The organism is Roseiflexus sp. RS-1, assembly GCF_000016665.1.
Lineage (GTDB): Bacteria > Chloroflexota > Chloroflexia > Chloroflexales > Roseiflexaceae > Roseiflexus.
The window spans coordinates 2,978,746-3,002,567 of the sequence record NC_009523.1 but is presented as its reverse complement, the minus strand read 5'-3'; the positions used below and the strand labels follow the sequence as shown (position 1 = coordinate 3,002,567).

The following is a 23,822-nucleotide window of genomic DNA, read 5'->3' as shown; positions in this document are numbered from 1 at the left end:
GATGTCGGATTGCTTCTCGCGTAGACCGAAATTCATTTTCGGTCGCCGTGTGGGGCGCGCGATTCTGGGAGTGTTCAACCTCGTCCAATTGGTTTAACCTCTATGGGAATTGCTATATATTCTCAATCTTCATCCTGCCCCGGTCAACCTGCGAGGGCGTCCCGCCCTCGCTCCAGGCGGGGGACGCCCGGCGATCTGCCTGCGCAGCACCGGTGTTTCGGCACGTCCTCGCTTCCTGGCAGGCATACCGGATTGTGAACAGTCACACTGCCCGCTCTTGATTCTTTCTCAGAAAGGAGTAGACTCTGAGAGAGCGCATTTCACCACGAGGAGGTCGCTATGAGCAAGCGTACATTCCTTGCGCCTGGCGTCGTTGTAGGCGATTGGTGGCATCGCACCGCCGACGGACGTTTGCAGTGCGATCTCTGCCCGCGCGGTTGCACGATGCGCCCTGGCCAGCACGGGTTTTGCTTCGTGCGTGAGGCGCGTGAAGAGGGGGTTGTGCTGACCTCGTATGGGCGTGCATCGGGCTTCTGCGCCGATCCTATCGAGAAGAAGCCGCTCTTCCATTTCCTGCCCGGTACAGGCGTCTTTTCCTTCGGCACTGCTGGATGCAACCTGGGGTGCCGCTTCTGTCAGAACTGGTCGATCTCCAAAGCGCGCGAGATGGCGCTGCTCGATACGAGCGCCACTCCAGAGGAAGTCGCCGAAGCGGCGCTTGCCACCGGATGCCGGAGCGTTGCATTCACCTACAATGATCCGGTTATTTTTGCCGAGTATGCCATCGACTGCGCCCGCGCCGCGCATGAACGCGGTCTGGCGACGGTAGCGGTGTCGGCGGGCTACATTTCACCTGAGGCGCGCCCCGCCTTCTTCGAGCATATCGATGCGGCGAACATCGACCTCAAGGGTTTCAGTGAGGAGTTTTACCGGCGGTTATGCCTCGGTTCGCTGGCGCCGGTGCTCGATACGTTGCGCTGGTTGCGTCACGAAACAAAAGTCTGGCTGGAAGTCACCAACCTGATCATTCCGGGCGCCAATGACGCACCCGATGATATTGCACGCCTGTGCGACTGGTTCGTGCGCGAACTTGGACCTGATGTGCCACTGCATTTCACTGCGTTTCACCCTGATTATCGCATGCTCGACACGCCGCCAACCCCGGTTGCAACGCTGAAACGCGCTCGCGAGCAGGCGCTCGCCGCTGGTATTCGCTACGTGTACACCGGAAATGTGGACGATGCCAGAGGGCAATCGACCATCTGCGCTAGCTGCGGCGTGCGGGTCATCGAACGTGACTGGTATCGCCTGAAACGCTGGCGCCTCGACGCATCCGGTCGGTGTGTTCGCTGCGGCTATCCGGTTCCGGGGCGCTTCGAGGGTGCGCCGGGACGCTGGCAGGGACGTATCATGCCGGTGCGCATTGTTGCTGCATAAACGCCTGCGCTACACACCCAACCGTCGCGCAGCGTGCAGCACCGCCGTGACTGTCATGCTGTCGCGGATGTCGCTGCGCAGTACCATGTCCAGCACCTGCTCAAAAGGCATGGCTTCGATTTCGAGAAATTCGGTCTCATCGGGCGGCAGGCTCGATGGCGTCAGATCGAAGCCAAGAAACAGGTGCGCCGTTTCTTCCACAACACTCTTCGAGGTGTAATAACTGCTGATCCACTCGAAACGTCCGGCGCGATAGCCGATCTCCTCCTGCAACTCGCGCTGTGCGGCTTCTTCCGGCGTTTCTCCCTCGTGCATCCCGCCAGTCGGCATCTCCCAACGGTGCCCTTCGCCGTAAACATAGCGATACTGTCGGATCATGACGACCCGTCCATCGGGCAGAAACGGGAGCACGCCAACGCATTGACCAATGCCCGGCGTGAGGACGCTGTAGATCGTTGTGCGACCATCAGGCAGTTCTGCGATGTCTTCACGCAACCGCACCCACGTATTGCGGTAGATGTCGCGTGAGGCGCGTGTGCGCCAGGGTTGGGGCGCCATCTGTTCTCCTTCCTGCTGCACTGATACGAACATGGTATAATGCCGTCCACATTTTCCTGGCGCCGCGAGCGGCGCTTCAGAAGGGTGCGTTGTTATGAGCAGAGTGTGCATCGGCATTACGTGTGGAACATTCTACGACCGCGACTGGTGTCCGCCCTCGATCGGGCACCGTAAGACCTATATTGACGCCGTCGTTGCCGCTGGCGGCGCGCCGTTCCTTATCCCGTCCATCGACGACGAATCGGCGTTGCGTGCATTGTACGAACGGATCGATGGGTTGTTGCTGGCAGGCGGCGGCGACATCGAGCCGCACCATTACGGCGAAGCGCCGCTTCCCGCGCTTGGCGTCGTCGATGCGCTGCGCGACCGCACCGAACTGCCTCTGGTGCGCTGGGCAGTCGCTGAAGGGAAACCGGTGCTCGGCATCTGCCGCGGCGCGCAGATGGTCAACGTTGCACTTGGCGGCGCCCTGTACCAGGATATCCCTTCACAGATCGACACATCGCTCAATCACTCCGATTCGTATGCCCGCCAGGACTGGACATATCTGGCGCATACGTTGCGCCTGTCGCCCGATTCGCGCCTGCGACGGATCCTTGGCAGTGATGAACTGCCGATCAACTCGTTGCACCATCAGTCGATCAAAACGGTTGCACCCGGGCTGGTTGCCGTCGGTTGGGCGCCGGACGGCGTTATCGAAGCCATCGAGGGCACGAATGGTCACTTTCTGATTGGCGTCCAGTGCCATCCCGAAGCGCTCCAGAGCGAGGTCGATCCACGCTGGCGCGCGCTGTTCCGCCGCTTCATCGAGGCATGCGTGCAGTCAAAGATCACGGCGTAGGATGATCTGTCGATCACCGGTGCGCCGGAACCCAAACCATTCGTACAGGCGTCGGGCGTTGCGGTTGTACGCCTGGGTGTTGAGCGTGAGCCGCTGCGCTCCAATAGCGGTGGCGTAGGACACCACTTCGTACAGTAACCGCGCGCCAATCCCGCGATGCTGCCGGTCGGGGAGCACGGCAATCCGCACCAGGTGCACCAGACGCCCCTCATGGTGGATCGTCACGAAGGCGTAACCGACCACTTCCAGGTTTTCTTCGACGACCAGGAAACGCGGGGTTTCGTGCAACGCCAGGCTGATCTGCACGTCGTCCTTGCGCCACTCGACGCTGAAGCAGCGCGTATCAACCGCCAGGATCGCCGGTATGTCGCCGACGGTCGCTGCGCGTACCCGCACCGTCGGGTTGCCCTGCGTTGGAACATTCATGCGTACTTTTTCATAGACGATGACGTCGGTGTCATGGGTGTAACCGGCATTGCGCAGCGCCGCCATCGCCCATGAGTCGCCCGGATCAGCGCAGGCGGTATAGATATGTGCAACGCCTCTGGCGCGCAGTGTCTGGTGAAACGGCGGCAGCAACGTATCGATGGCGCGTGTGGTCGATACCCCGCCACTCAATGCCAGCAGCCGCAGCCACGCCACCGTTTCGTGGGGCCAGTCGGACAGAATGATACCACGTGGTCTGTCGCCGGCGAGCAGCAACAGCGCTGGCGCCCCGGCGAGCAATCCGGCTGCTTCATCGATGCTGACGCTCATCAACCAGCGGTCAGCATCGTCGAGCAGACGCAATGCAACCTCCAGGTCGTCGGGCGACACCGGGCGCGTGGTCAGCAACTCGGAGGAAGGCGATGGGTGCAACACGGCTTATTCTCAGCGTGATCCATTTCGCCAGTACGCCACACATCCATCGATCACCGTCATATCCACCTGAATCTCCCTGATCTCCTCCGCCGGGCAGGTGAAATAATCACGGTCGAGCACAACCATGTCTGCCAGAAAACCGGGCGACAATCGCCCTTTGACGTGCTCTTCACGGGTCAACCAGGCGCCGGCTGCTGTGCAGGCATAGAGGGCTTCTTCGCGGGTGATCGCCTCCTGCGGCGCGATGAGCGTTCCCTTCCACGTTTTGCGCGTCACCAGGCTGTAGAGACTGATCATGGGATTGTAATGCACTGTGCTGGGAATATCGCTGGTTGCGATAACCGGAATGCCGCGGTCGAGGTAGGTGCGCACCGGTTTGTACTGATGCGCCAGACGCTCGCCCACATCGCGGAAGAGATCATCCCCTTCGTAGTAGATGAAGGTGGGCTGAACAACAGCGGCGATCTGATATGTTGCCATATGCCGCAGGCTTTCTTCAGTGGCGAAGTAGGCGTGGATCAGGTTATGCCGGTGATCCTTGCGCGGCGAGGCTTCGATGACCTCAGCGAAGGCGCGCGCCGCTTCGTGGTGCGCCCGGTCGCCAATTGCGTGAATGCCGATGTCCCACCCCAGCGCGTGACCGCGGGCAAAGAATTCGCGCAGGTCTTCCGGGTCGAGCCGGTTGTAATCATAGACCTTCTCTTCGCCAACGAATGGCTGGAACATCCAGGCGGTGCGGCTTGTCGTCCCACCGTCAATCGCCATCTTCAGCCCGCCCAGACTGAGCCAGCGATCCCCCAGACCGCTGTACACTCCCAGTTCGGCAGCGCGTGCATCGAGTTGATCGCGGGTCTCGTCTTCACGGAAGCCGTGCCAGGAGGGCATCAGGTTGACCCGCACCGGCAATCGTCCGGCGCGGCGAGCATCCAGATATGCGCGCATTTCCCATGGTTGCAGCCCCGGATCAAGGATACTGGTGATACCAACCGCCAGATACGCGCGACCGGCAGCTTCAAGCGCTGCGACTGCCTGCTCAGGGGTCGGTCGGGCGATCAGGCGTCGGCAGAAGAGTTTAGCGGATGCCCGCAGAATGCCGTTCGGAGAACCATCGGCAAACCGCTCGATCCTGCCGCCCTGCGGATCGGGCGTCGTCGCATGCACGTCCGCCAGTTCGAGCGCGCGGCTGTTCACAACATCCATATTGAAGAAACGCTTCAACAGCACCGGATGATCGGTCGTTGCCGCATCGAGATCGAGACGGTTGGGCAAACGCCCTTCCGCGAAGAGCGACTCGTTCCATCCCTCGCCGATGATCCATTCGCCGCGCGGGGTTTTTGCCGCCTGATCGCGCACCATTGCGACCATCTCTGCAATTGACGTGCAATGCTCAAGTTGCAGGCGGGTGAACTTGATCCCCAGTTCGAGCATATGGTTATGCGCGTCGTTGAACCCGGGAACAACTGTGCGACCGCCGAGATCGATCTGTTCGGTTCGTGGACTGGCAAGCGCACGAACATCGGCGTCGGCGCCGATTGCGACAACCTGCCCATCCTTGCAGGCAATGGCGGAGCAACGCGGCAACTCGGGATCGAACGTTGTTATCGCACCGTTGAACAGGATCAGATCGGGCGCGAGATCGCGGGCACGCAGCGTGGGCATCGTTATCCTCCAGATTGTGCGCTTACCGGTGCGCAGGTTCGAGCCTGCGGAGAACGAGATGATATCATCGACAACCTGTGCGCGTCAGGGAATGCACCGCCCGTGGCTCGTAGCCGGGTCATGTTGCATACTGGCGGCATCCGTCCGGCGCAGGGCGACGCCGGGCATTATACCACAGGCGTCGTGCCAGAAGCGATATGGTATAATGACCGCACACGTGTGCGGAGGCGTCTATGAGCAGAGAACGGGTTGTCACGCCGAAAGCTGGCGAAGAAGATCAGCAGATTGAGAAAAGCCTGCGCCCACGCCGTCTTGCCGAGTTCATCGGTCAGGAAAAGGTCGTCGAGCAGTTGCGCATTGCGATCATGGCTGCGAAAGGGCGTGGCGAACCGCTGGATCACACACTGCTCTACGGACCGCCCGGTCTGGGAAAGACGAGTCTGGCAGGCGTGCTTGCCGCCGAAATGGGGGTCAACATCAAGTTGACGTCTGGTCCTGCCATCGAGCGCGCTGGCGACCTTGCCGCACTACTCACCAACCTGCAGAAGGACGACATTCTCTTCATTGATGAGATTCATCGCCTGAACCGGGCTATCGAGGAAGTGCTCTACCCGGCGATGGAAGACTTCGCGCTCGATATTATGGTCGGGAAAGGTCCAGGGGCGCGCAGTTTGCGCCTGAAACTGCCCCGGTTCACGGTTATTGGCGCAACGACCCGTCTGGCGCTGCTGACGTCGCCGCTCCGCGACCGTTTCGGTTCGGTGCACCGCCTCGAGTTTTACTCGGTCGATGCGCTTTACCAGATCGTGATGCGCTCGGCGCGCATTCTGGGGGTTGATTGCACGCCGGAGGGCGCCCACGAGATCGCAGCCCGAGCGCGCGGAACACCCCGCATCGTCAATCGCCTGTTGCGCCGGGTCCGCGATTATGCCCAGGTCGTCGGCAACGGCGTCATTACGCTGGAGACGGCGCGCGACGCACTGGCGAAACTGGAGGTCGATCACCTGGGTCTTGACGACAATGACCGGCGCCTGCTGCGCGCGATCATCGAGTTGTTCAACGGGGGACCGGTCGGGCTTTCGACGCTGGCGGCATCGCTTGCCGAAGAGGTCGATGCTATCGAAGACGTGTATGAACCGTTCCTGCTGCAACTGGGCTTTCTGCAGCGCACGCCGCGCGGTCGAATCGCCACGCGGCGCGCGTATGAACATCTGGGCGTTCCCTACGTCGAGCGCACCATCGATAACGGTGCGGATCAGGGGCGGTTGTGGTCGTGACTAGCGCTTCGACTCACGCTCCTTATTCAGCACGCTTTCAAACAACGGCAGATATTCGCCGTACCCTTCCTCTTCCAGTTTCTCAACCGGAATGAAGCGCAGCGCAGCCGAATTCATGCAGTAGCGCAACCCCGTAGGCGCAGGACCGTCATCGAACACATGACCAAGGTGCGAGTCGCCGTGCTTCGAGCGGACTTCGGTGCGCACCATCCACAGTTTGCGATCCTCGCGTGTCACGATATTGTCCGGCTCGAGCGGCTTTGTAAAACTGGGCCAACCGGTTCCCGAGTCGTACTTGTCGAGTGAACTGAAGAGCGGCTCGCCGGACACGACATCGACGTAAATGCCATGCGCTTTATTGTTCCAGTAAGCATTCTGGAACGGCGGCTCAGTCGCTTCGTGCTGCGTCACCGCGTACTGTTCAGGCGTCAGGCGCTTACGCAGTTCTTCGTCCGATGGTCTGGTGTATTGCTTCATGGGTAGTTCCCTCCCGATAACGATTGTTCTCCGTCAGTGTACCATGTCTTCGCATCCGGCGGCGGAACGGATGCATCCCGACGGGTTGGGCGCTTGCACGCATGCCCCCCTTCTGGTACACTGCGGAGACCTTGCTTGATGGGCAGGCAGGAAGCATGGAGCGAACCGAATACGAGGTCATGGCGGCGGTTGAAGACCGCCACTGGTGGTACGGCGGCATGCGCGCCATCGCGGCAGCGCTGCTCGACGAGGTCTATGCCGGGCGACGCGATCTGCGCATCCTCGACGCCGGTTGCGGCACCGGAGGGAATGTCGTCTTCCTGCGTCGTTACGGGTCGGTCGCGGCGGTCGATCTGGCGCCGGAAGCGGCGCTCTTTGGGCGTGAACGATTGCGTGGCGCACTGGCGCGGGCGACGGTACTGGCGTTGCCGTTCGTTGATGCATGCTTCGATCTGGTCACATCCTTCGAGGTGCTGTACCATCGCGGCGTTCCTGACGAAGGAGCGGCGCTGCGCGAGACGTGGCGCGTGCTTCGACCCGGCGGACGCCTCCTGCTGCGGTTGCCTGCATTTGAGTGGCTGCGTGGCAGGCACGATTGCGCCGTCCATGGTCGGCGGCGCTATACGATAGGCGATGTCCAGACGTTGCTGCGGAACCAGGGGTTTGTCATTGAGCGCATTTCTTATGTCAATACACTCCTGCTGCCATTTCCGCTCGTCCAGCGACTCATCGAGCGTCTGCTGCCCGACGTTGCTGACGACGGATCAGACCTTCAGCTGCCGCCAGCGTTGCTGAACGAAGCGTTACGCTGGCCCCTCGCCGCTGAGGCGGCCTGGATCGCACGCGGCGGTACGTTTCCGGTGGGTCTCTCCGTCATCTGCCGCGCGCGGAAGGATCAGGCATCGGCGTGCTCAGCCTGAAATCAACGGGAGCTGGCTTTCGATGAACATATCAGCTAACATGTGCGTCCGTACAATTCGGTTCGCTTCTCTACCCCTAACCTGATGCAGATCGTGTGCAGAATGCGCACGCTCCACAATGACGGAGACATTATGTTCCAGACACTCCTCAACAAACTCTCCGCCCATCCTGGACTCTGGGGTTTCCTGCGGCGCGTCGTCGAAGACGGGTTCGATGCCGAAAAAGATGTGATTCGACGGGAACTCGATCCCTGGCGTGATCGCGGGAAGCGGCAATTTCTCGATTTTGGCTGCGGTACCGGCGAATTTTCGATCTGTTTTCCTCCTGAGTCGTACACTGGCGTCGATATTGCCCGGCATTACATCCACTACGCAGGCCGCCGTCGCCCTGGACGCTACGCAGTGATGAGCGGCGCAGGGCTTGGCTTTGCTTCGGGCAGTTTTGATGGCGCGCTAGTCCTGGGTGTGTTCCACCATCTTCCTGATGATCTGGTGCGTACCACGCTTGCAGACCTGCACCGCGTGCTGCGTCCCGGCGCTGCGCTGCTCGTGATGGAGGATATTCCTTCACCGCGCCCGTGGAATGTGCTGGGTCACCTGATGCACTGGCTCGACCGTGGTGATTACATTCGTCAGGACGACGCCTATCGCGCATTGATGCAGCCGTACTTCTCGCTGCGCCGCAGTTATCATATCAAGAGCGGTATCTGCGACCTGGCAGTGTATGTGTTAGACCGTCTTGATCAATGGGAAGCCGTTGAGTCGGAAGCGCCTGTGTTCCGTCGCGTCGGGGAGTAGATCGTGGAACGTTTTCCTGCTCATCTGCTGCCTCGCTTGAGTGCGCGCCGTCTGATCTCCGTCGCGCTGGCGATCCTGCTGGTCGGCGCCGTTTTCTGGCTGTTCCGCACCTCTGGCGAGTTGCTCAATCCTTCCGTCATCCGCACCACCATCATCGCACTTGGTCCACTTGGTCCGCTGGCGCTGATCGGCGCACTGGCACTGTTGCTGGTCGCCCCGATCGCGCCTGCGGCAGTGTTGCAGATCGGCGCAGGACTGGCATTCGGACCGCTGATCGGGTTTCTGTACACGTTGATCGCTGATGCAATTGGGGCGAGTATCGGATTCTGGCTTGCCAGGCGGTGGGGGCGTGCGCTGCTTGATCCGCGATTGTCGCCGGAGATGCGCGCACAGGTTGAACGTCTGGCGCAGCGCGTGACCTGGCGCAGTGTTATGATCCTGCGCCTGCTGCCGGGTCCGGCGTATCCGCTGGTGTCGTTCGCTGCCGGCTATTCGCGGCTGGGGTTTGGTGCATATACGCTGGCGTCGCTCGCCGGGGTAGCGCCAGCGCTTGCGCTGCTGGCATTTGCCGGCGACCTGGTGACGCGCTCACCTCTTCTGGCGTTTGGGCTGGTTGCGCTGCTGGTCGGTTCGCTGGCGATTGTCGGGCGCTGGGTGAGCCGGCGTTCGCCTCCCGCGTAACCAGAGGATCAACGCAAGCAGCCATCCCATCCAGGCAAGTACGGTTTTGCCGTAGCGCGCAATGAACAACCCCGTCAGGATCACAGTTCGCGCCGCCTGCATCACCAGGTAGGGCGCGGGCGCAACCCGCACGGTCTCGTTCCAATCGAGACCGGCGATCCGTTCCAGATAACCGGCGGCGACACACTGTTCCAGCGTCGCAACATACACGATGTCGGTGCAGGCAGCCGCCAGAAGCAGGTCGCGCCGCAGATCGTCCCAACTCATGATCGCATCGTCGCTGCTCGAACTTCCAACGGCAAGCGCATCAGCGGACGGACCATAGACCGCAATCAACGCACTGCCAAACCATGCTGGCGCCGTTTCGCTCAGACACATCAGCACTTCAATATCGGCAGGAAGATCAACGATGTCGAGCGCGCGTTGCAGGAGAGTCGTGCCGACGCGCCGATCATCGGCGATCAGGGGAATCTGGTAGGCATGCACCTCGTAGCCATCACGTCGCGCTGCTGCCATCAATTCGAGATACGCTGCGCGCGCCGCCGGGAAGAGCGCATTATCGCGCGCCAGCCAGATCCGCCGCGCAATCTCGCGCGCACCGCTCCAACCAACGAACAGTGTATCACTCAGTGGCGGCTCCATATCAAAGCCGACGGCGGCAAAATGCACGTTGTTCGCGCGCGCCCACGCATGGAACGCCTGATATGCCGCCGCAGCGCGCGGGTAATTCTGGAGATTGAACGCCAGACCTTCGTCGGCGGGCAATGTCAACCAGGCAACAACCGGAACGCCATGCGCATTGAGCAGGCGCGTCGCAGTTGCGTGGGCATCATCGAGGGCGGGCAACGCCAGCGCAACACCATAGTTGTGCGTTGCAAGCAGGTGCAGCACCTCTGCGCGATCAAGCAACCGCAGCAGTTCCGCGCCGCCCGACTCGCAGAAGAAAAAAAGCTGCGGCTCCGCGTGGAACGTCGTGATCGTCGCATTCATAGGCGAACCATTGTAGCATAAGCGGAAAAACTGGTATCATAATGGAAGACCATAGACGAATCGAGAAAGCGGATTGATGACAGCCATTGTTGAAACCCGTGATCTGACCCGTCGCTTTGGATCGAATCTGGCGCTCGACCATCTGAACCTCACCATTCCTGAGGGCGCCATCTTTGGCTTTATCGGTCCAAACGGCGCTGGCAAGACCACGACGATGCGGATCCTGACGACGCTGCTGGCGCCAAGCGCTGGCGAAGCGCGCGTCGCTGGCGTATCGGTCGTGAGCGACCCGCGCGCCGTGCGGCGGTTTGTCGGCTTCATGCCTGACTTCTTTGGCGTCTACGACAACATGAAATCGTGGGAGTATCTCGATTTCTTCGGTCGCGCCTACGGCATACCGGCGCAGCGCCGTCAGCAGTTGATCGGAGAACTGCTGGAACTGGTCGATCTGGGACACAAGCGCAACGACCCGGTGATGTCGCTATCGCGCGGCATGAAACAACGTCTGAGCCTGGCGCGCGCGATGATGCACGATCCACAACTGCTCATTCTCGATGAACCGGCGAGCGGTCTCGATCCGCGGGCGCGCATCGAGTTGCGCGAACTGCTCAAGGAGTTGCGCGCGCTCGGAAAGACGATCATGATCAGTTCCCACATCCTGACCGAACTGGCGGAAATGTGCACGCATATCGGGATTATCGAGCGCGGGAAGTTGCTCGCCGCTGGCGAGGTGCAGGAGATCCTGCGCTCGATGCGCCCGCACCGCATTGTCGAGATACGCATTGTTTCCGGTGCAGCGCACGCCGAAGCGATGCTGCGCACGCATCCCGATGTGCTGGAGTTGCGCCGCGAGGGAGCGCGTGACACCGAAGAAAACGAATCCGAGCCACTCAACGATGCAACAGGTCCCCATACGCTCCTGGCAGATTTCGCCGGTGACGAACATGCGCTCGGCGAGTTGCTGGCAGCGCTGGTGACAGCTGGCGTGCGCATCTCACATTTCGCCGAACAGTCTGGCGACCTGGAAGACATTTTCCTGCACGTAACCAGAGGTATTGTTTAGGGTAACGCATATGCCGGAACTCAACCCGATCCTGATCAAGGATCTCCGCAGCCGAATGCGGGGTGCGCGCACCTACATTCTGTTAACGATCTACCTGACAATCCTTGCCGGCGTCTCTCTCTTACTCTATGCAGCAATTGCCGGAAGCGTCGGCAGTGACCTCAACGCCGGGCGCGAGATCGGTCGCGCGCTGTTTTTCACGATTGCGACGGTAGCACTGATCGAAGTCTGCCTGATTACGCCGGTGCTGACATCCGGCAGCATTGCCGGTGAGAAGGAGCGTCAGACCTATGACCTCCTTGTTGCCTCGCTCCTCACTCCCTGGCAGATCGTGTGGGGGAAACTGGCATCGTCGCTCGCATTCGCGCTGCTGCTGATCGTTGCAGTTGTGCCGGTGATGAGTCTGGCTTTTCTGTTTGGCGGGGTTGGATTGACCGAAGTGCTCATTGCGATTGTCGGCCTGGTGACGACCGCCATCCTGTACGCCGCCATCGGGCTCTTCTGGTCGGCGCTGATGCAAGGCTCACTGGGAGCGACCAGTTTCGCCATTGGCACGGTGATTGTCATTCTGCTCGGCATCCCGTTTCTGATCGTCATCGTCACCCTGATCCTGGGATCCAGTGTGCCTTCGAGTCTGCTGGACTCGCCCTGGTTCATCTACATCAGCCGGTTGTTCGCCTCCCTGCACCCCTTCATTGCGCTTGGAACAACGGCATCACAACTCTCAGGCGGCGAGAGTCCTTTCTTCGAGGTTGTGCGGACAGGTGCAGCGAATGTTGTGGTGCCCAGTCCCTGGCTGCTGTATGCGATCCTTTCCCTGATCGCAACGGTGATCCTGGTCGTGGCGACTGTGCGACTCATCCATCCGGTGCAACCGGAATCTGCCAGGCGCAGGCGCGCCCGTTCACAGGACCGTCAGGAAGCGCCGGAGGAACGGGTCAGCAAACGGTAACAGATCATCCCGACGGGGAGCATCATCCAGAAACTGATCAGGCGGAACAGAATAGCAGCGCCCAGCGCGGCTTCGAGGGGCACCCCCTGAGCATGGAGCGCGACGGTCAGTGCAGCTTCAACCGTTCCGCCGCCGCCGGGCAACAGGGTGAAGACGCTGACGATCAGCGTCAGACCATAGGCTGCAAACATCGCTGCAACCGGCGGATCGGCGCCGAGGCTGTGGAGAATCGCCAGCAACGCCAGACTGTGGCAGCAAAAGATGAGCAACTGCAACCCGACCAGCACAACAATGCGGCGAGGCTGCTCCAGAATAAGGCGTCGGCTGGCAAGAATCTCATCGACCGCCTGGGTCACCTGGGCAGCGGTCAGCACCGGACCGAACAGGCGATTGACGATGCGTTTCAGACGCAACGCCCACTGCTGAAGTGTCACATCGGGGCGTGACGCCACGTAGATGGCGCCACTCATCACTCCCAGCGCTACTGCCAGCGCGCCATAACTCACCGATGCGCCGCTCAGCCCAGACGTAATCAGCAGATAGAGCAGCCCATAACTGAACGCCACCAGCACGGCGCCGTTCCAGCTCAACAACTCCATCCCCGCAACCATAGCCACGCTGCCGACCGGAAACCCGCGCCGACGGAGACTGGCGACCAGAAATGCGTATGCACCCACACTCCCGGCAGGGATCGCCTGGTTGATCAGGATGGTCACCATTGCAGCAGCGGTCAACCACCAGAACCTGGCGCGATGACCGAGCATCGCCAGCACGCGCCCGTAGATCTGTCCCGCACACACAAAGCCTGTCAACACTGCGCCAAACGCCAGCAGGAGGTAGTGCGGGCGCACGTTGCGCAGGAGCACAAAAGCTTTGATCACCTCTTCGCGGTTGAGGTACGCCACTGCCACGATGGCTGCCAGCAAGAGCAGCCCAATAATGGCGCCCCAGGGAGTACGTCGAAGCTGCGCTGTTTTCGTACTGATAAGACACCTCCGCAACGCGGAATACGTTCAGTAGCGCGCCAGGTCACGCATTGCCGCCGCAATTTTCTGCGGGTTCAGCATAAAATGATCCTCGAGCGGATCGGCGAATGGCGTGGCGAACAGATCGGGAGATGCAAGGCGCCGCACCGGCGCGTCCAGGTATTCGAACGCATGCTCAGCAATGATTGCCGCAATCTCCCCGCCGATACCGCCGGTCAGCACGTCCTCATGCACAATCAACGCCCGCCCCGTCTTCTCAACCGACGCCAGAATCGCCGCGCGATCAAGCGGCGCCAGGGTGCGCAGATCGATGACTTCGGCATCGATCCCTTCAGCAGCAAGTTGCTCCGCCGCAGTCAGGGCATAGTGCACCATCAACCCGTAACTGAACACACTCATATCGGTGCCGCTCCGGCGCACCACCGCCTTGCCGATCGGTTCGTGGTAGATTCCTTCCGGCGCCTCGCCGCGCACCGAGCGGTAGAGTTGCTTGTGCTCGAAGAAGATCACCGGGTCCGGGTCATGAATCGCGGCGATCAGCAAGCCTTTGGCATCGGCAGGCGTTGACGGGATAACGACCTTGATGCCGGGCGTGCTGGTAAACAGGCGCTCGACGCTCTGCGAATGGTAGAGCGCGCCGTGAATGCCGGCGCCAAACGGAGCACGGACGACAATCGGGCAGCTCCAGTCACCGTTTGAACGGTACCGGAGGCGCGCCGCCTCATTGAGAATCTGATCGATTGCCGGGTAAATATAGTCGGCGAACTGAATCTCGGCAATCGGCAGCAGACCATGGAGTGCTGCACCGATTGCAACCCCCACAATAGCGCACTCAGCAATCGGCATATCGATCACACGGCGTTCGCCAAAACGCGCCAGCAACCCTTCAGTCGCCAGAAAAACGCCGCCTCTGACGGCGACATCCTCACCAAGGACAATGATCCGGTCATCGGCTGCCATGGCATCGTGCATTGCCGATCGGATCGCTTCGATGAATGTCATGACAGGCATACGCGGTACTCACACCACTCTGGGCACGGCGTTATCCATACACATGATCGGCAATACTTTCAACCGGCGGCCAGGGCGCTGCAAGTGCAGCATCGGTGGCAGCATCGACTTCAGCGCGCACCTCACGCCGCATCGCCTCGATCTCGTCGTGGGTGATGATCCCATGTTCCACCAGGTAGTGTTCGAAGCGCTTGATCGGATCACGCGCGCGCCAGGCTTCAACCTCTTCTGGTTTGCGGTAGCGACGATCATCATCGGCGCTGGTATGGGGACGAAAGCGGTATGTTTTGCATTCGAGCAACGTCGGACCGCCGCCGCTGCGCGCCCGTTCCATTGCCTGATGCGCAGCTTCGTACACGGCAAAGACATCATTGCCATCGACAACGACCCCGTGCATGCCATACCCTGCCGCCTTTGCGGCGACAGTTGGCGCCGGAACTTCCTTGTTCACCGGAACCGAAATCGCGTACTGATTGTTCTCACAGACAAAGACCGCTGGCAACTGATAGATCCCGGCGACGGTCAACCCTTCGTGCCATGCCCCTTCAGCTGTTGCACCCTCGCCAAAGAGCCCCATAACCGCAATATCCTGCTCGCCCTTAACGCGGAATGCCAGCGCAATACCCGCCACGTGAACCAGGTGGCTTCCGACCGAACTGGATCCGCTGACAATGCGGAGACGACGACTGCTGAAATGCCCAAACATCTGTCGCCCGCCACTCGATGGATCGTCCCGTCGCGCCATTGCGTGCAACAGAATGTCCAGCACCGACTGACCAAGCGCCATCACCAATGTCATATCGCGGTAGTACGGCACCACATAATCGTGACCCACGCGAATAGCCCATGCGCATCCCAGTTGGGTTGCTTCGTGACCTGCCGGGGTCACGACGAAGTGGGCGCGTCCCTGACGGTTGAGCAACCAGAGCCGGTCATCGGTTTCACGTGACGCAATCATGGTGCGCAAACCGGCGATCAACCGTTGGCGGCTCAGTCCCAGACGAATATGGGGGGGAACATCATGCGCTTCTTCCATACCCTCACCACCAGATATATTATATTCCGTCTCATCAGGTAAGCGGTACACGCAATTCGACCGTCGTGCCTTCCCCTTCCGCCGAGCGGATCCGGCACTCACCGCCGATCAGACGCGCGCGCTCGCGCATATTCAGCAAACCGAGCGATCCACGAGTATTGTAACTCGATTCGACTGCCGCAAGGTTGAAGCCCCGCCCTCGATCACGCACGCTGGCAACCAGATATCCTTCTTCCATGTAGAGGTAGATGACCACTTCATCGGTGCGCGCATGTTTGCGCGCATTGTTCACCGCCTCCTGGATGATGATGAAAATCGCACCTTCGATTTCGACCGGCAGGCGCGGAATGCTCGATGGCGCTTCGAGACGGAGTTTCATCTTGCCCGCAGGATCACGAAAGCGCGCCACATACTGTTGCAATGTCGCCAGCAATCCCTGGGTTTCAAGACCGAGCGGGCGAAGTTCGAAGAGCAGGGTGCGAATATCGTATGCGGTCTTCTGCACCAGATCGGCAAGCACGTTCAGTTCGCTTTCGACCCGTTCCGGCATCGCGCGCAGCAATTTTTTGATGAACTCGATATTCATCGCTATCGCAGCGACGCTCTGGGTCGGACCGTCGTGCAGATCGCGCGCGATCGCCGCCCGCACCTCCGCTTCCTTGGCGAGCAATCGGTCGTGTTCCTCTTTCAAGCGACGCACCAGACGGGCATTTTCGACCGCGATTGCAGCCTGGGTGGCCAGCGTTGTCAGCAGGCGCAGGTCCTGTTCATCGAAAGGGGTGCCATCGCGCTTGTTGAGCACCTGCATCACCCCAACGACACGGTCGCCGATGCGCATCGGCGCGCAGAGGATCTGGCGCGTCACAAAATCGACATCACGCGCCACTCCATCGAACCAGCGCGGATCCTGTTCGACATCATTAACAATCTGACCGATGCCGTTCGTCGCCACCCAACCGGCGATGCCACGATCAAGCGGAATGCGAAACTCACGTTGTTCGCCAGTATGATATGGATCAGGCAGTTCGAGCACCAGTTCGCGCGTTTGCTCGTCGAGGAGCATGATCGAGCAGCGCTCGGCGCCCATCGCCTGCGGCACCTGGTTGCGAATGTCATTCAGCAGGCTGGAGAGATCGAGGTTGCTTGCCAGCGCCTGCCCGACCTGGTAGAGCAGGTGGAGTTCACGCAGGTCCTGTTCGGCACGACGCAGACGCGCCAGTTTGTCGGCTTCTCCGCCAATGGCGCGCACCAGTAGCATGGCCAGGTCGTCGTCCGGTGCAGGCGACGGACGTTCTGTGTCCGTGTCGAGAATGACCAGGTGGAGCAGACCGACGGTGTGCGAACCGCTCGATAGCGGAAGTTCGAGCAGTTTGCGTTCGTCATCGAGCGTGTAGTATCCGATCGTCGGTTCACGACCCTCTTCGCGGCGGGCAAAGGTTTCGCGCGCTTCTGCGATTAAGGCGCCAGCCTCAGCATCGATGATACCGTGTTGCAGGCGGATGACCTCGCCATGCGGGGCATGATAGAGCAATGCACCTCCCTGAGCGGGCCAGAGAGCGATGAGACGCTCCAGTGATGCCTGGAGCAATTCATGCACGTCCTGATGTCCTCCCGCCGAAATAAGTTGCCCCAGGGTTTGCAATTGACGCTGATCAACAAGCAGTGGCGCCATAGCGGACCTCACAGCGGTAACATGTTTCGTACTGTACGGCATAGGATGTTCTCTGTCAATGCCGCACATCTCCATATATCATACATCATACCGGAAGAGCATGGTTGTCAACCGCGCAAACTCTGGTACACTGATGTATACACAGTGCGCTCCAGCTATGACGCTCCGCCGACTTGCCGCAACCGGCGAAGCGGTCGTATCTCATCAGGTGTGAATTCTTCACCCATTCGCCAGAAGCAGGTGAAACAATGTCTGTACCATCCGCCACTCACGTTGATGTCATTATCGTTGGGGCTGGTCTCTCCGGCATTTGCGCTGCGTACTACATCCAGACGTATTGTCCGTCACGAACCTTCACCATCCTTGAGAGCCGTGACGCCATCGGCGGCACGTGGGACCTCTTTCGCTATCCGGGTGTCCGTTCGGACTCGGATATGCATACGCTTGGCTATAGTTTTCGTCCCTGGCGCGGGCTGAAGTCGATGGCGGACGGTCCATCGATCCTGCGCTACATTGAGGAGACGGCGCGTGAATACGGGATCTATCGAAAGATCCATTTCGGGCATCGCGTTCTCCGCGCTGCCTGGTCGTCCGTCGATGCGCGTTGGAGCGTGGATGCTGTGCGTGTGTCGGATGGAACGACGGTCCGGTTCACCTGCACCTTCCTCTTTATGTGTACCGGCTACTACAACTATGATCAGGGCTACACGCCAGACTGGCCGGGGGTCGAACGTTTTCAGGGATGGATCGTTCACCCCCAACACTGGCCCAACAACCTCGATTATGCCGGAAAGCGCATTGTGCTGATTGGGAGCGGTGCAACAGCGGTGACGCTGGCGCCGGCGCTGGCGCAGCACGCGGCACACGTGACCATTCTCCAGCGATCACCGACCTATGTCGTCGCATTACCGGCGGAGGACCCGGTGATGCGACGACTCTACCGGACCTTCCCCGCGCACATTGCTTATCCGCTGGCGCGCTGGTGGTCAATCGGGGTTGGCATCTACTTCTACACCCTGGCGCGCCGCCTGCCCGATGCCACCCGGCGCAACATTCTCAAACAGATACGGGCACACCTGGGACCCGATTTCGACGTCGAAACCCACTTCAATCCGCGCTACAACCCGTGGGATCAGCGGCTGTGCGTGGCGCCGGATGGTGACCTGTTTCAGGCGATCAGGTCTGGCAGGGTATCGATTGTCACCGATCAGATCGAGACGTTTACCGAAACCGGGGTTCGACTCTCTTCCGGCGCCGGACTCAGTGCCGACATTATTGTGACGGCTACCGGTCTTGCGCTGAAACTGATGGGCGGGGCGCAGATCGTCGTCGATGGCGTTCCGGTCGATCTGGGAAGAACGGTGACGTACAAAGGCGCGATGTTCAGCAATATACCCAACCTGGCGCTGGCATTCGGCTATACCAACGCCTCCTGGACATTGAAGTGCGAACTGATAGCGCGCTTCGTTTGCCGCCTGTTGAACCATATGGAACGTCACGGGTATGTTCAGTGCACGCCGCGACTGCCCGATCCCGCGCAGGCGAAGGAACCGGCGGTGACGCTTACGTCTGGCTACATTCAGCGCGCAATCGATACCATCCCTCGTCAGACTGCACGTGCGCCCTGGAAGGCATACCAGAACTATCTCCGCGATGTTCTGTGTCTGCGTTTCGGTCGGCTTCACGACGGAGTGATGGAATTCGTCCGACCGGGCTATCCCCGCATGCAGATGGTTCGGGAGGAACGGTAGTGGCGCAACGAATGCGTCTTGCGGATCGGACAGCAGTCGTCACTGGCGCAGCGAGCGGCATCGGGAGAGCCGTCGCTGTGTCGCTGGCGCGGCGGCGTTGCCATCTTGCCCTGGTAGATATCAACCAGGCGGGACTGGAGCACACTGCGGCGCTGGTTGCGACCCACGGCGTGCGCGTCAGTTGTCACCGCCTGGATGTAGCTGATGCGGCAGCGGTCGCAGCGCTTCCCGATGCGGTATGTCACATCCACGCCAGCGTCGATGTGCTGGTCAACAGCGCTGGCGTCGCCGTGTGGGGAACGTTCGAGCAGGTCAGCGCCGCCGACTTCGAGTGGCTGTTCGGTATTAACGTGCATGGTCTGGTGCGCATGACACGCGCGTTTCTGCCGCTCCTGAAAGCGAGCGATGATGCTCGCCTGGTCAATGTATCGAGCGTGTATGGGTTGGTTGCTCCGGCGGGGCAGGCAGCGTATGCAGCGAGCAAATTCGCAGTGCGCGGTTTCTCCGAGGCGCTGCGCCACGAACTGGCGCATACGTCGGTTGGCGTCACCGTCGTTATTCCGGCTGGCGTGGCGACGTCCATTTCCCGACATGCGCGCCGCCCTGCAACACTTTCGGACGAGGAATTCGCGCAGGGGATGGCGCGAGCGCGGAGATTGTTGAAACTCCCGCCGGAGATCGCGGGTGAAACTATCGTCCGGGGCATTGAAGAACGAAAGGCGCGGGTGCTGATCGGCGCCGACGCTCGATTGATCGATCTGCTTGTGCGCATTGCGCCGGTGTCGTACTGGAGGATCATGCAACTCGTGATGCGACGATGAGCCACAGGCTGCTGCCCGCACCGTTACGAAGGCGAAATGGTGGCACAGGTTAGCGACTCTTAACACATTGCACTTGCACTGCTCCTGTTCGCGTAGTACAATGGGATAACAATTGTGAGTCTATTGCCTCTGCTGAATATTCGTAGCCTGGAAAGGACGACAAACGTGATCCATACCGTTTGTGGCCCACACGGTTACGGAGACGCGCATACCGCTGTTGTTGTTCGTTGATGACAGACAAAGCCCTCAGCCGCCTGATCGGCGGTTGGGGGCTTTCTGCATCCTTTGTGGCATTGTTGCCGCTTTATCGTCGTCCGCCCGTCATTGATGCGGGCAGTGAGGCAGGAGGCCGTTATGGACCTGATCGTGAAAAGCCGCAATGGCAAAATCTCGGAGCGTCAGCGTCAACACATTGAGCAAAAACTCTCACGTCTCGACCGGTATCTCGACCGGATCGCTCAGGTGACGGTCGAGCACATGGAAGAAATGCGGCGCAACGAGGGGAATGTCCATCGCGTGCAGGTGACGGTTGTTGGTGATCATGGCGTTCTGGTGCGCGCCGAGCGACGGGCGCCGGAACTCTACGCCGCGATCGATGAGGTGTATGATACGCTCCAGCGTCAGATCGAGCGCTACAAGGATAAACACTGGCGGCGAGGAAAACTGCGCCGTCAGGGCGGGCAGATTGTCGAGGCGCTGCCCGAACTGGCCGCTCCCTCGCTCGCCGACACCCAGGAAGAGGAGGAGCGACCTCGCATCGTCCGCACGAAGGAGTTCCAGGTCAAACCGATGTACAGTGACGAAGCGGTAGAGCAGATGGAACTGCTGGGCCACAACTTCTTCATCTTCCAGGATGCGGACACTGGCAAACTGAATGTGCTCTACCGCCGCCAGGATGGCAATTATGGTCTGATCGTGCCAGAAGTCAGCAGTTGATAGCACGCACATAACCCGCGCGGCGTGATCGATTGCGCCGCGCCTCCGTGCAGGCCCCGCCGATGCGGGGCTTCGCGCTTCTCATGATTGACTTTACTGCAAAAACGCACCGCCGAGACGCCGGGCGCGCAGAGAACTTCAAGAACGAAATGTATGCGCGGCGAAACATGATGCGTTAGAGCGACTCGCTCTGGCATCTTCCTCTGTGAACACTGCGCTGCTGCGGTGACATACCCTTTTTGCATTTGAATTGAACCATGTGCGCGTGCCGGGCACGCGGGCATCTCCAGGGCGCGCGGGCGTCCCCGCCCGCATGTGCCGGGGGCGCAGGCGTCCCCGCTCTCAAGGGGGGATTTGGGCGTCCTGATGCCTGCAACGGGAAATGGTACGCAGCGGCTTCCCAAAAAACCTGCCCCTGTGAGGGGCGTCCCCGCCCGCATGTGCCGGGTGCGCAGGCGTCCCCAGGGTGCGCGAGCGTTCTGCGCGCAAGATGCACGCGATCCCGGCGGTCACCTGTTCTGCACTTCGCTGTATGCCGCCTGCCAGATAGCCGCCGCCCCATATCCGACGACCCACGGCGCTGCGCGTTCAACATCGCCGGATGTGCCGTAGCGCAGGATAGTCACCCGGTTCGCGCCCAGTTCGCGGCATGCCCACAGGACAGCCGCTATCGCGCCACTGCCGCACGCATATCCGACCCCTTCCGCCTCAGCAGCAATGACGGCATCCGGATCGAAGGCTTCAACTCGCCGCAGCAACCCGGCATCGAGGCGACGCGCCACCGGTTCCGGTTCATAGTGCGACAGATCGGAACTGGCGACGAGAAGCGCATCCCGCCCACGCAGCGTTTCCGCCAGCGCAGCGCCGAGCGCAGCCGAGGTAACGGCGCTCTGATCCGCCAGCATTACCGGCAGCAACCAAAACGAACCGAACACGCGCTGGAGAAACGGCAGTTCGATCTCGACCGCGTGTTCATCATCGTGGCGGCGCGGCGTCAGACCAAACCCCGCCCGTCGTCGCAGCGCCTCGTCGAGTTGCGCAATGGCATTGTTATCGACAGGAACGATGCCAAGCGGCGTTTCGTAGGCGGTGTGTCCGGTAGTGATCAGTGGCGTTGGTCCACCGCGGTGCCAGGGTGATGCGATGACGATAATCTCCGGTGTTCTGCCGCGTACACAGGCGAAAGCCCACGCAGCGATCGGACCTGAGTAGCGCACGCCGGCATGCGGCGCCAGCACTCCCCATACCTTTCCCGGTAGCACTGGCGGTTCCGCCTGAGCCAGGTAACGATCAATCTCGTGTTGCAGGTGCGCAGGATTTGAAGGGTACCAACTCCCGGCGATTGGGGATGGACGAATATCCATGTTCCACCTCCGACCGAGAACTGAGAACCGACCGTCGTTACAACCAACCTCGCCGTTTGAAAATGGCGATCAGGATCAGACTGATCGCTGCCATCAAGCCAAGGGCGAAGGGATAGCCCCAGGGCCAGCGCAACTCGGGCATAACATCGAAGTTCATGCCGTAGATCCCGGCGACGAGCGCCGCCGACATCAGGATGATCGACGCAATGGTCAGCGTTTTCACCACCTCGTTGAGTTGGTTGGACTGGATCGACAGAAACGCATCGAGTGCGCTGGACAGGAGATCACGGTAGGTGTCGATACTGTCTGTTATCCGGATCAGGTGATCGTAGACATCCTGAAAATACGCAGTCATTTCACGCGGATAGATCGGCGCTTCGCGCCGGATCAGCACATTGAGCACATCGCGTTCAGACGCCACAATCTTGCGCATCAGCAACAGTTCACGTTTGAGTGTAAAGATTTCCTGGAGCGATTCGGGACGGAAATGATCGAAGATCTGCGCCTCAACTTCTTCCACACGCTCGATCAGTTCGTCCAGCACCGGAAAATACTCATCGACGATGGTATCGAGCAGGTGGTAGAGCAGTTCAGAAACGTCCTCGCCAAAATCATGCTCATACCGCTGCCAGCGGCGGATAGTTTCATCGATGGCCGCGATTGGCTCTTGATGGATGCACACCAGATAGTTCGATCCAATGAACAGACTCACCTGCTGAGACGACACCCGCCGTTGTTCGACATCATACTGCAATGCGTAGAAGACCAGGAAATAGTACCGGTCATATGCGTCGATCTTGGGTCGCTCGTGGAAGTGGGTTGCATCCTCAATCGCCAGCGGATGGAAGCCAAACTCCTCAGAGAGCAGCGCCAGATCCTCCGGGCGCGGATGCTGCAGATCGACCCAGACAATCTGATCCTTCTGCTGGATCAGATCGCTGATCGCTGCGGGTTCAACCGTGCTGTCGAAGCGCCCATCATGCTGACAGACGATGAGATGGCGAACAGCCGCGCGTGGCGCAGCCTGCTGTCGAGTATTGCGAATCAGACGCGCCATATTACTGGAACCGCTCCGACAGCGCCGCCTCGCGGTCACGATATGCCAGGGCAATCACCTGATCCCCCGCCTGGATGACGGTTTCGCCTGACGGCAGAATGACGTCGTCACCGCGCAGGATCGCGGTCAGCAGACAATCGGGGGGCAAATGCAGCGACGCAACATTCTTTCCGACCGCGCTCGACTCAGCGGAAACGGTAAACTCGATGAGTGAGATTCGCCCCTCACGCAGGCGGGTCAACTGAACAATCGCCCCGAGATTGATATCCGCCTCCAGCCCGCGTCCGATCGTCTGCGCCGTATCGATCGGCAGGTCAACCCCCATGCGGCGGGTGAACAGCCAGGCGTTCTTTGGATTATTGATCCGTGCTGCAACGCGACCCACGCGGAACTCGCGCTTGCACAGCACCGCGATGACCAGATTATCCTCGTCGTCGCCGGTGACCGCTGCAACTGCATCGGCAAACTCCGCGCCCGCATCGCGCAGCACCGAAGGATCACACCCATCCCCTTCGATCACCCGGATATCGGGGAGCATGCGCATCAGCGAATGCGCCACCTGTTCCTGTTTTTCGACCAATGTGATCGCGTGACGCCCTTCAGCCGTCAGAAACATTGCCAGGTTGCGCCCGATTTTGCCGCCGCCGACAATAATCACATTCATGTCGCTGGTA

23 protein-coding genes are annotated in these 23,822 nt (G+C 60.4%); 11 read left to right on the top strand and 12 right to left on the bottom strand.

Translation table 11 applies throughout. The features are described 5' to 3' along the window. Positions 1-339 precede the first annotated feature (339 nt). Entirely contained in the window at positions 340-1,437 is a 1,098-nt protein-coding gene (gene amrS / locus ROSERS_RS12555; protein ID WP_011957151.1) for an AmmeMemoRadiSam system radical SAM enzyme, read from the top strand. A gap of 9 nt (positions 1,438-1,446) precedes the next feature. On the opposite strand, the gene ROSERS_RS12550 is transcribed toward amrS, so the two are convergent. Continuing rightward, positions 1,447-1,995: an NUDIX domain-containing protein gene (locus tag ROSERS_RS12550; RefSeq protein WP_011957150.1), complete on the bottom strand. Its 549-nt coding sequence runs from the start codon at positions 1,993-1,995 to the stop codon at positions 1,447-1,449. A gap of 94 nt (positions 1,996-2,089) precedes the next feature. Between ROSERS_RS12550 and ROSERS_RS12545 the strand changes: the two genes are divergently transcribed. Continuing rightward, positions 2,090-2,836 carry a gamma-glutamyl-gamma-aminobutyrate hydrolase family protein gene (locus tag ROSERS_RS12545; RefSeq protein ID WP_011957149.1) on the top strand — a complete coding sequence of 249 codons (747 nt, stop codon included), beginning with the start codon at positions 2,090-2,092 and terminating at the stop codon, positions 2,834-2,836. Here the strand turns inward: ROSERS_RS12545 and ROSERS_RS12540 are convergent. Further along, entirely contained in the window at positions 2,819-3,697 is an 879-nt protein-coding gene (locus ROSERS_RS12540) for a GNAT family N-acetyltransferase (RefSeq protein ID WP_011957148.1), read from the bottom strand. The two genes, ROSERS_RS12545 and ROSERS_RS12540, sit on opposite strands and share 18 nt — an antisense overlap. Before the next feature lie 9 nt (positions 3,698-3,706). Beyond that, the gene (locus ROSERS_RS12535) at positions 3,707-5,356 is read right to left on the bottom strand and encodes an amidohydrolase (RefSeq protein ID WP_011957147.1); all 1,650 of its coding nucleotides are present in this window, start codon (positions 5,354-5,356) and stop codon (positions 3,707-3,709) included. Between the two features lie 233 nt (positions 5,357-5,589). Here ROSERS_RS12535 and ruvB point away from each other — a divergent pair, with 233 nt between their 5' ends. Beyond that, on the top strand, positions 5,590-6,633 hold the full coding sequence (gene ruvB, locus ROSERS_RS12530; protein ID WP_011957146.1) for a Holliday junction branch migration DNA helicase RuvB: 1,044 nt from the start codon (positions 5,590-5,592) through the stop codon (positions 6,631-6,633). On the opposite strand, the gene msrB is transcribed toward ruvB, so the two are convergent. Continuing rightward, positions 6,634-7,110, bottom strand: coding sequence for a peptide-methionine (R)-S-oxide reductase MsrB (gene msrB / locus ROSERS_RS12525; protein WP_011957145.1), 477 nt, complete (start codon positions 7,108-7,110; stop codon positions 6,634-6,636). 155 nt (positions 7,111-7,265) lie between these two features. On the opposite strand from msrB, the gene ROSERS_RS12520 reads away from it, so the two are divergent. From ROSERS_RS12520 to ROSERS_RS12510, 3 genes are all read left to right on the top strand, one after another. Beyond that, a complete protein-coding gene (locus ROSERS_RS12520; protein ID WP_011957144.1) occupies positions 7,266-8,030 on the top strand; it encodes a class I SAM-dependent methyltransferase in 765 nt (254 codons plus the stop codon). A 132-nt stretch (positions 8,031-8,162) separates the two neighbouring features. After that, a complete protein-coding gene (locus ROSERS_RS12515; RefSeq protein WP_011957143.1) occupies positions 8,163-8,828 on the top strand; it encodes a class I SAM-dependent methyltransferase in 666 nt (221 codons plus the stop codon). A 3-nt stretch (positions 8,829-8,831) separates the two neighbouring features. After that, on the top strand, positions 8,832-9,509 hold the full coding sequence (locus ROSERS_RS12510) for a TVP38/TMEM64 family protein (RefSeq protein ID WP_011957142.1): 678 nt from the start codon (positions 8,832-8,834) through the stop codon (positions 9,507-9,509). On the opposite strand, the gene ROSERS_RS12505 is transcribed toward ROSERS_RS12510, so the two are convergent. Next, on the bottom strand, positions 9,417-10,499 hold the full coding sequence (locus ROSERS_RS12505; RefSeq protein WP_011957141.1) for a hypothetical protein: 1,083 nt from the start codon (positions 10,497-10,499) through the stop codon (positions 9,417-9,419). The genes ROSERS_RS12510 and ROSERS_RS12505 overlap by 93 nt on opposite strands. Positions 10,500-10,575: 76 nt before the next feature. Here ROSERS_RS12505 and ROSERS_RS12500 point away from each other — a divergent pair, with 76 nt between their 5' ends. After that, positions 10,576-11,562 (top strand): ABC transporter ATP-binding protein, encoded by a 987-nt coding sequence (locus ROSERS_RS12500; protein ID WP_011957140.1) that lies wholly within the window; start codon positions 10,576-10,578, stop codon positions 11,560-11,562. Between the two features lie 10 nt (positions 11,563-11,572). Next, complete coding sequence (locus ROSERS_RS12495) at positions 11,573-12,514, top strand: ABC transporter permease (RefSeq protein ID WP_011957139.1); 942 nt, start codon at positions 11,573-11,575, stop codon at positions 12,512-12,514. Here the strand turns inward: ROSERS_RS12495 and ROSERS_RS12490 are convergent. From ROSERS_RS12490 to ROSERS_RS12475, 4 genes are read right to left on the bottom strand one after another with little or no spacing between them, the layout of a single operon-like run. Next, positions 12,478-13,515 carry a lysylphosphatidylglycerol synthase transmembrane domain-containing protein gene (locus ROSERS_RS12490; protein WP_011957138.1) on the bottom strand — a complete coding sequence of 346 codons (1,038 nt, stop codon included), beginning with the start codon at positions 13,513-13,515 and terminating at the stop codon, positions 12,478-12,480. The two genes, ROSERS_RS12495 and ROSERS_RS12490, sit on opposite strands and share 37 nt — an antisense overlap. A gap of 12 nt (positions 13,516-13,527) precedes the next feature. Continuing rightward, a complete protein-coding gene (locus ROSERS_RS12485; RefSeq protein WP_011957137.1) occupies positions 13,528-14,511 on the bottom strand; it encodes an alpha-ketoacid dehydrogenase subunit beta in 984 nt (327 codons plus the stop codon). Positions 14,512-14,542: 31 nt separating this feature from the next. Beyond that, positions 14,543-15,547, bottom strand: a complete 1,005-nt coding sequence (locus ROSERS_RS12480; RefSeq protein ID WP_011957136.1) for a thiamine pyrophosphate-dependent dehydrogenase E1 component subunit alpha — start codon at positions 15,545-15,547, stop codon at positions 14,543-14,545. A gap of 34 nt (positions 15,548-15,581) precedes the next feature. Next, a complete protein-coding gene (locus tag ROSERS_RS12475; RefSeq protein WP_011957135.1) occupies positions 15,582-17,219 on the bottom strand; it encodes a GAF domain-containing sensor histidine kinase in 1,638 nt (545 codons plus the stop codon). A gap of 248 nt (positions 17,220-17,467) precedes the next feature. Here ROSERS_RS12475 and ROSERS_RS12470 point away from each other — a divergent pair, with 248 nt between their 5' ends. From ROSERS_RS12470 to hpf, 3 genes are all read left to right on the top strand, one after another. Further along, complete coding sequence (locus ROSERS_RS12470) at positions 17,468-18,970, top strand: flavin-containing monooxygenase (RefSeq protein ID WP_011957134.1); 1,503 nt, start codon at positions 17,468-17,470, stop codon at positions 18,968-18,970. 11 nt (positions 18,971-18,981) lie between these two features. Beyond that, positions 18,982-19,791 (top strand): SDR family NAD(P)-dependent oxidoreductase, encoded by an 810-nt coding sequence (locus ROSERS_RS12465; RefSeq protein WP_011957133.1) that lies wholly within the window; start codon positions 18,982-18,984, stop codon positions 19,789-19,791. A gap of 354 nt (positions 19,792-20,145) precedes the next feature. Continuing rightward, positions 20,146-20,727 (top strand): ribosome hibernation-promoting factor, HPF/YfiA family, encoded by a 582-nt coding sequence (hpf, locus tag ROSERS_RS12460; protein ID WP_011957132.1) that lies wholly within the window; start codon positions 20,146-20,148, stop codon positions 20,725-20,727. A gap of 509 nt (positions 20,728-21,236) precedes the next feature. On the opposite strand, the gene amrB is transcribed toward hpf, so the two are convergent. From amrB to ROSERS_RS12445, 3 genes are read right to left on the bottom strand one after another with little or no spacing between them, the layout of a single operon-like run. Next, positions 21,237-22,091: an AmmeMemoRadiSam system protein B gene (gene amrB / locus ROSERS_RS12455; RefSeq protein ID WP_011957130.1), complete on the bottom strand. Its 855-nt coding sequence runs from the start codon at positions 22,089-22,091 to the stop codon at positions 21,237-21,239. 37 nt (positions 22,092-22,128) lie between these two features. Continuing rightward, entirely contained in the window at positions 22,129-23,148 is a 1,020-nt protein-coding gene (gene corA, locus ROSERS_RS12450) for a magnesium/cobalt transporter CorA (RefSeq protein ID WP_011957129.1), read from the bottom strand. Between the two features lies 1 nt (position 23,149). Further along, on the bottom strand, positions 23,150-23,812 hold the full coding sequence (locus ROSERS_RS12445) for a potassium channel family protein (RefSeq protein WP_011957128.1): 663 nt from the start codon (positions 23,810-23,812) through the stop codon (positions 23,150-23,152). Positions 23,813-23,822 lie beyond the last annotated feature (10 nt).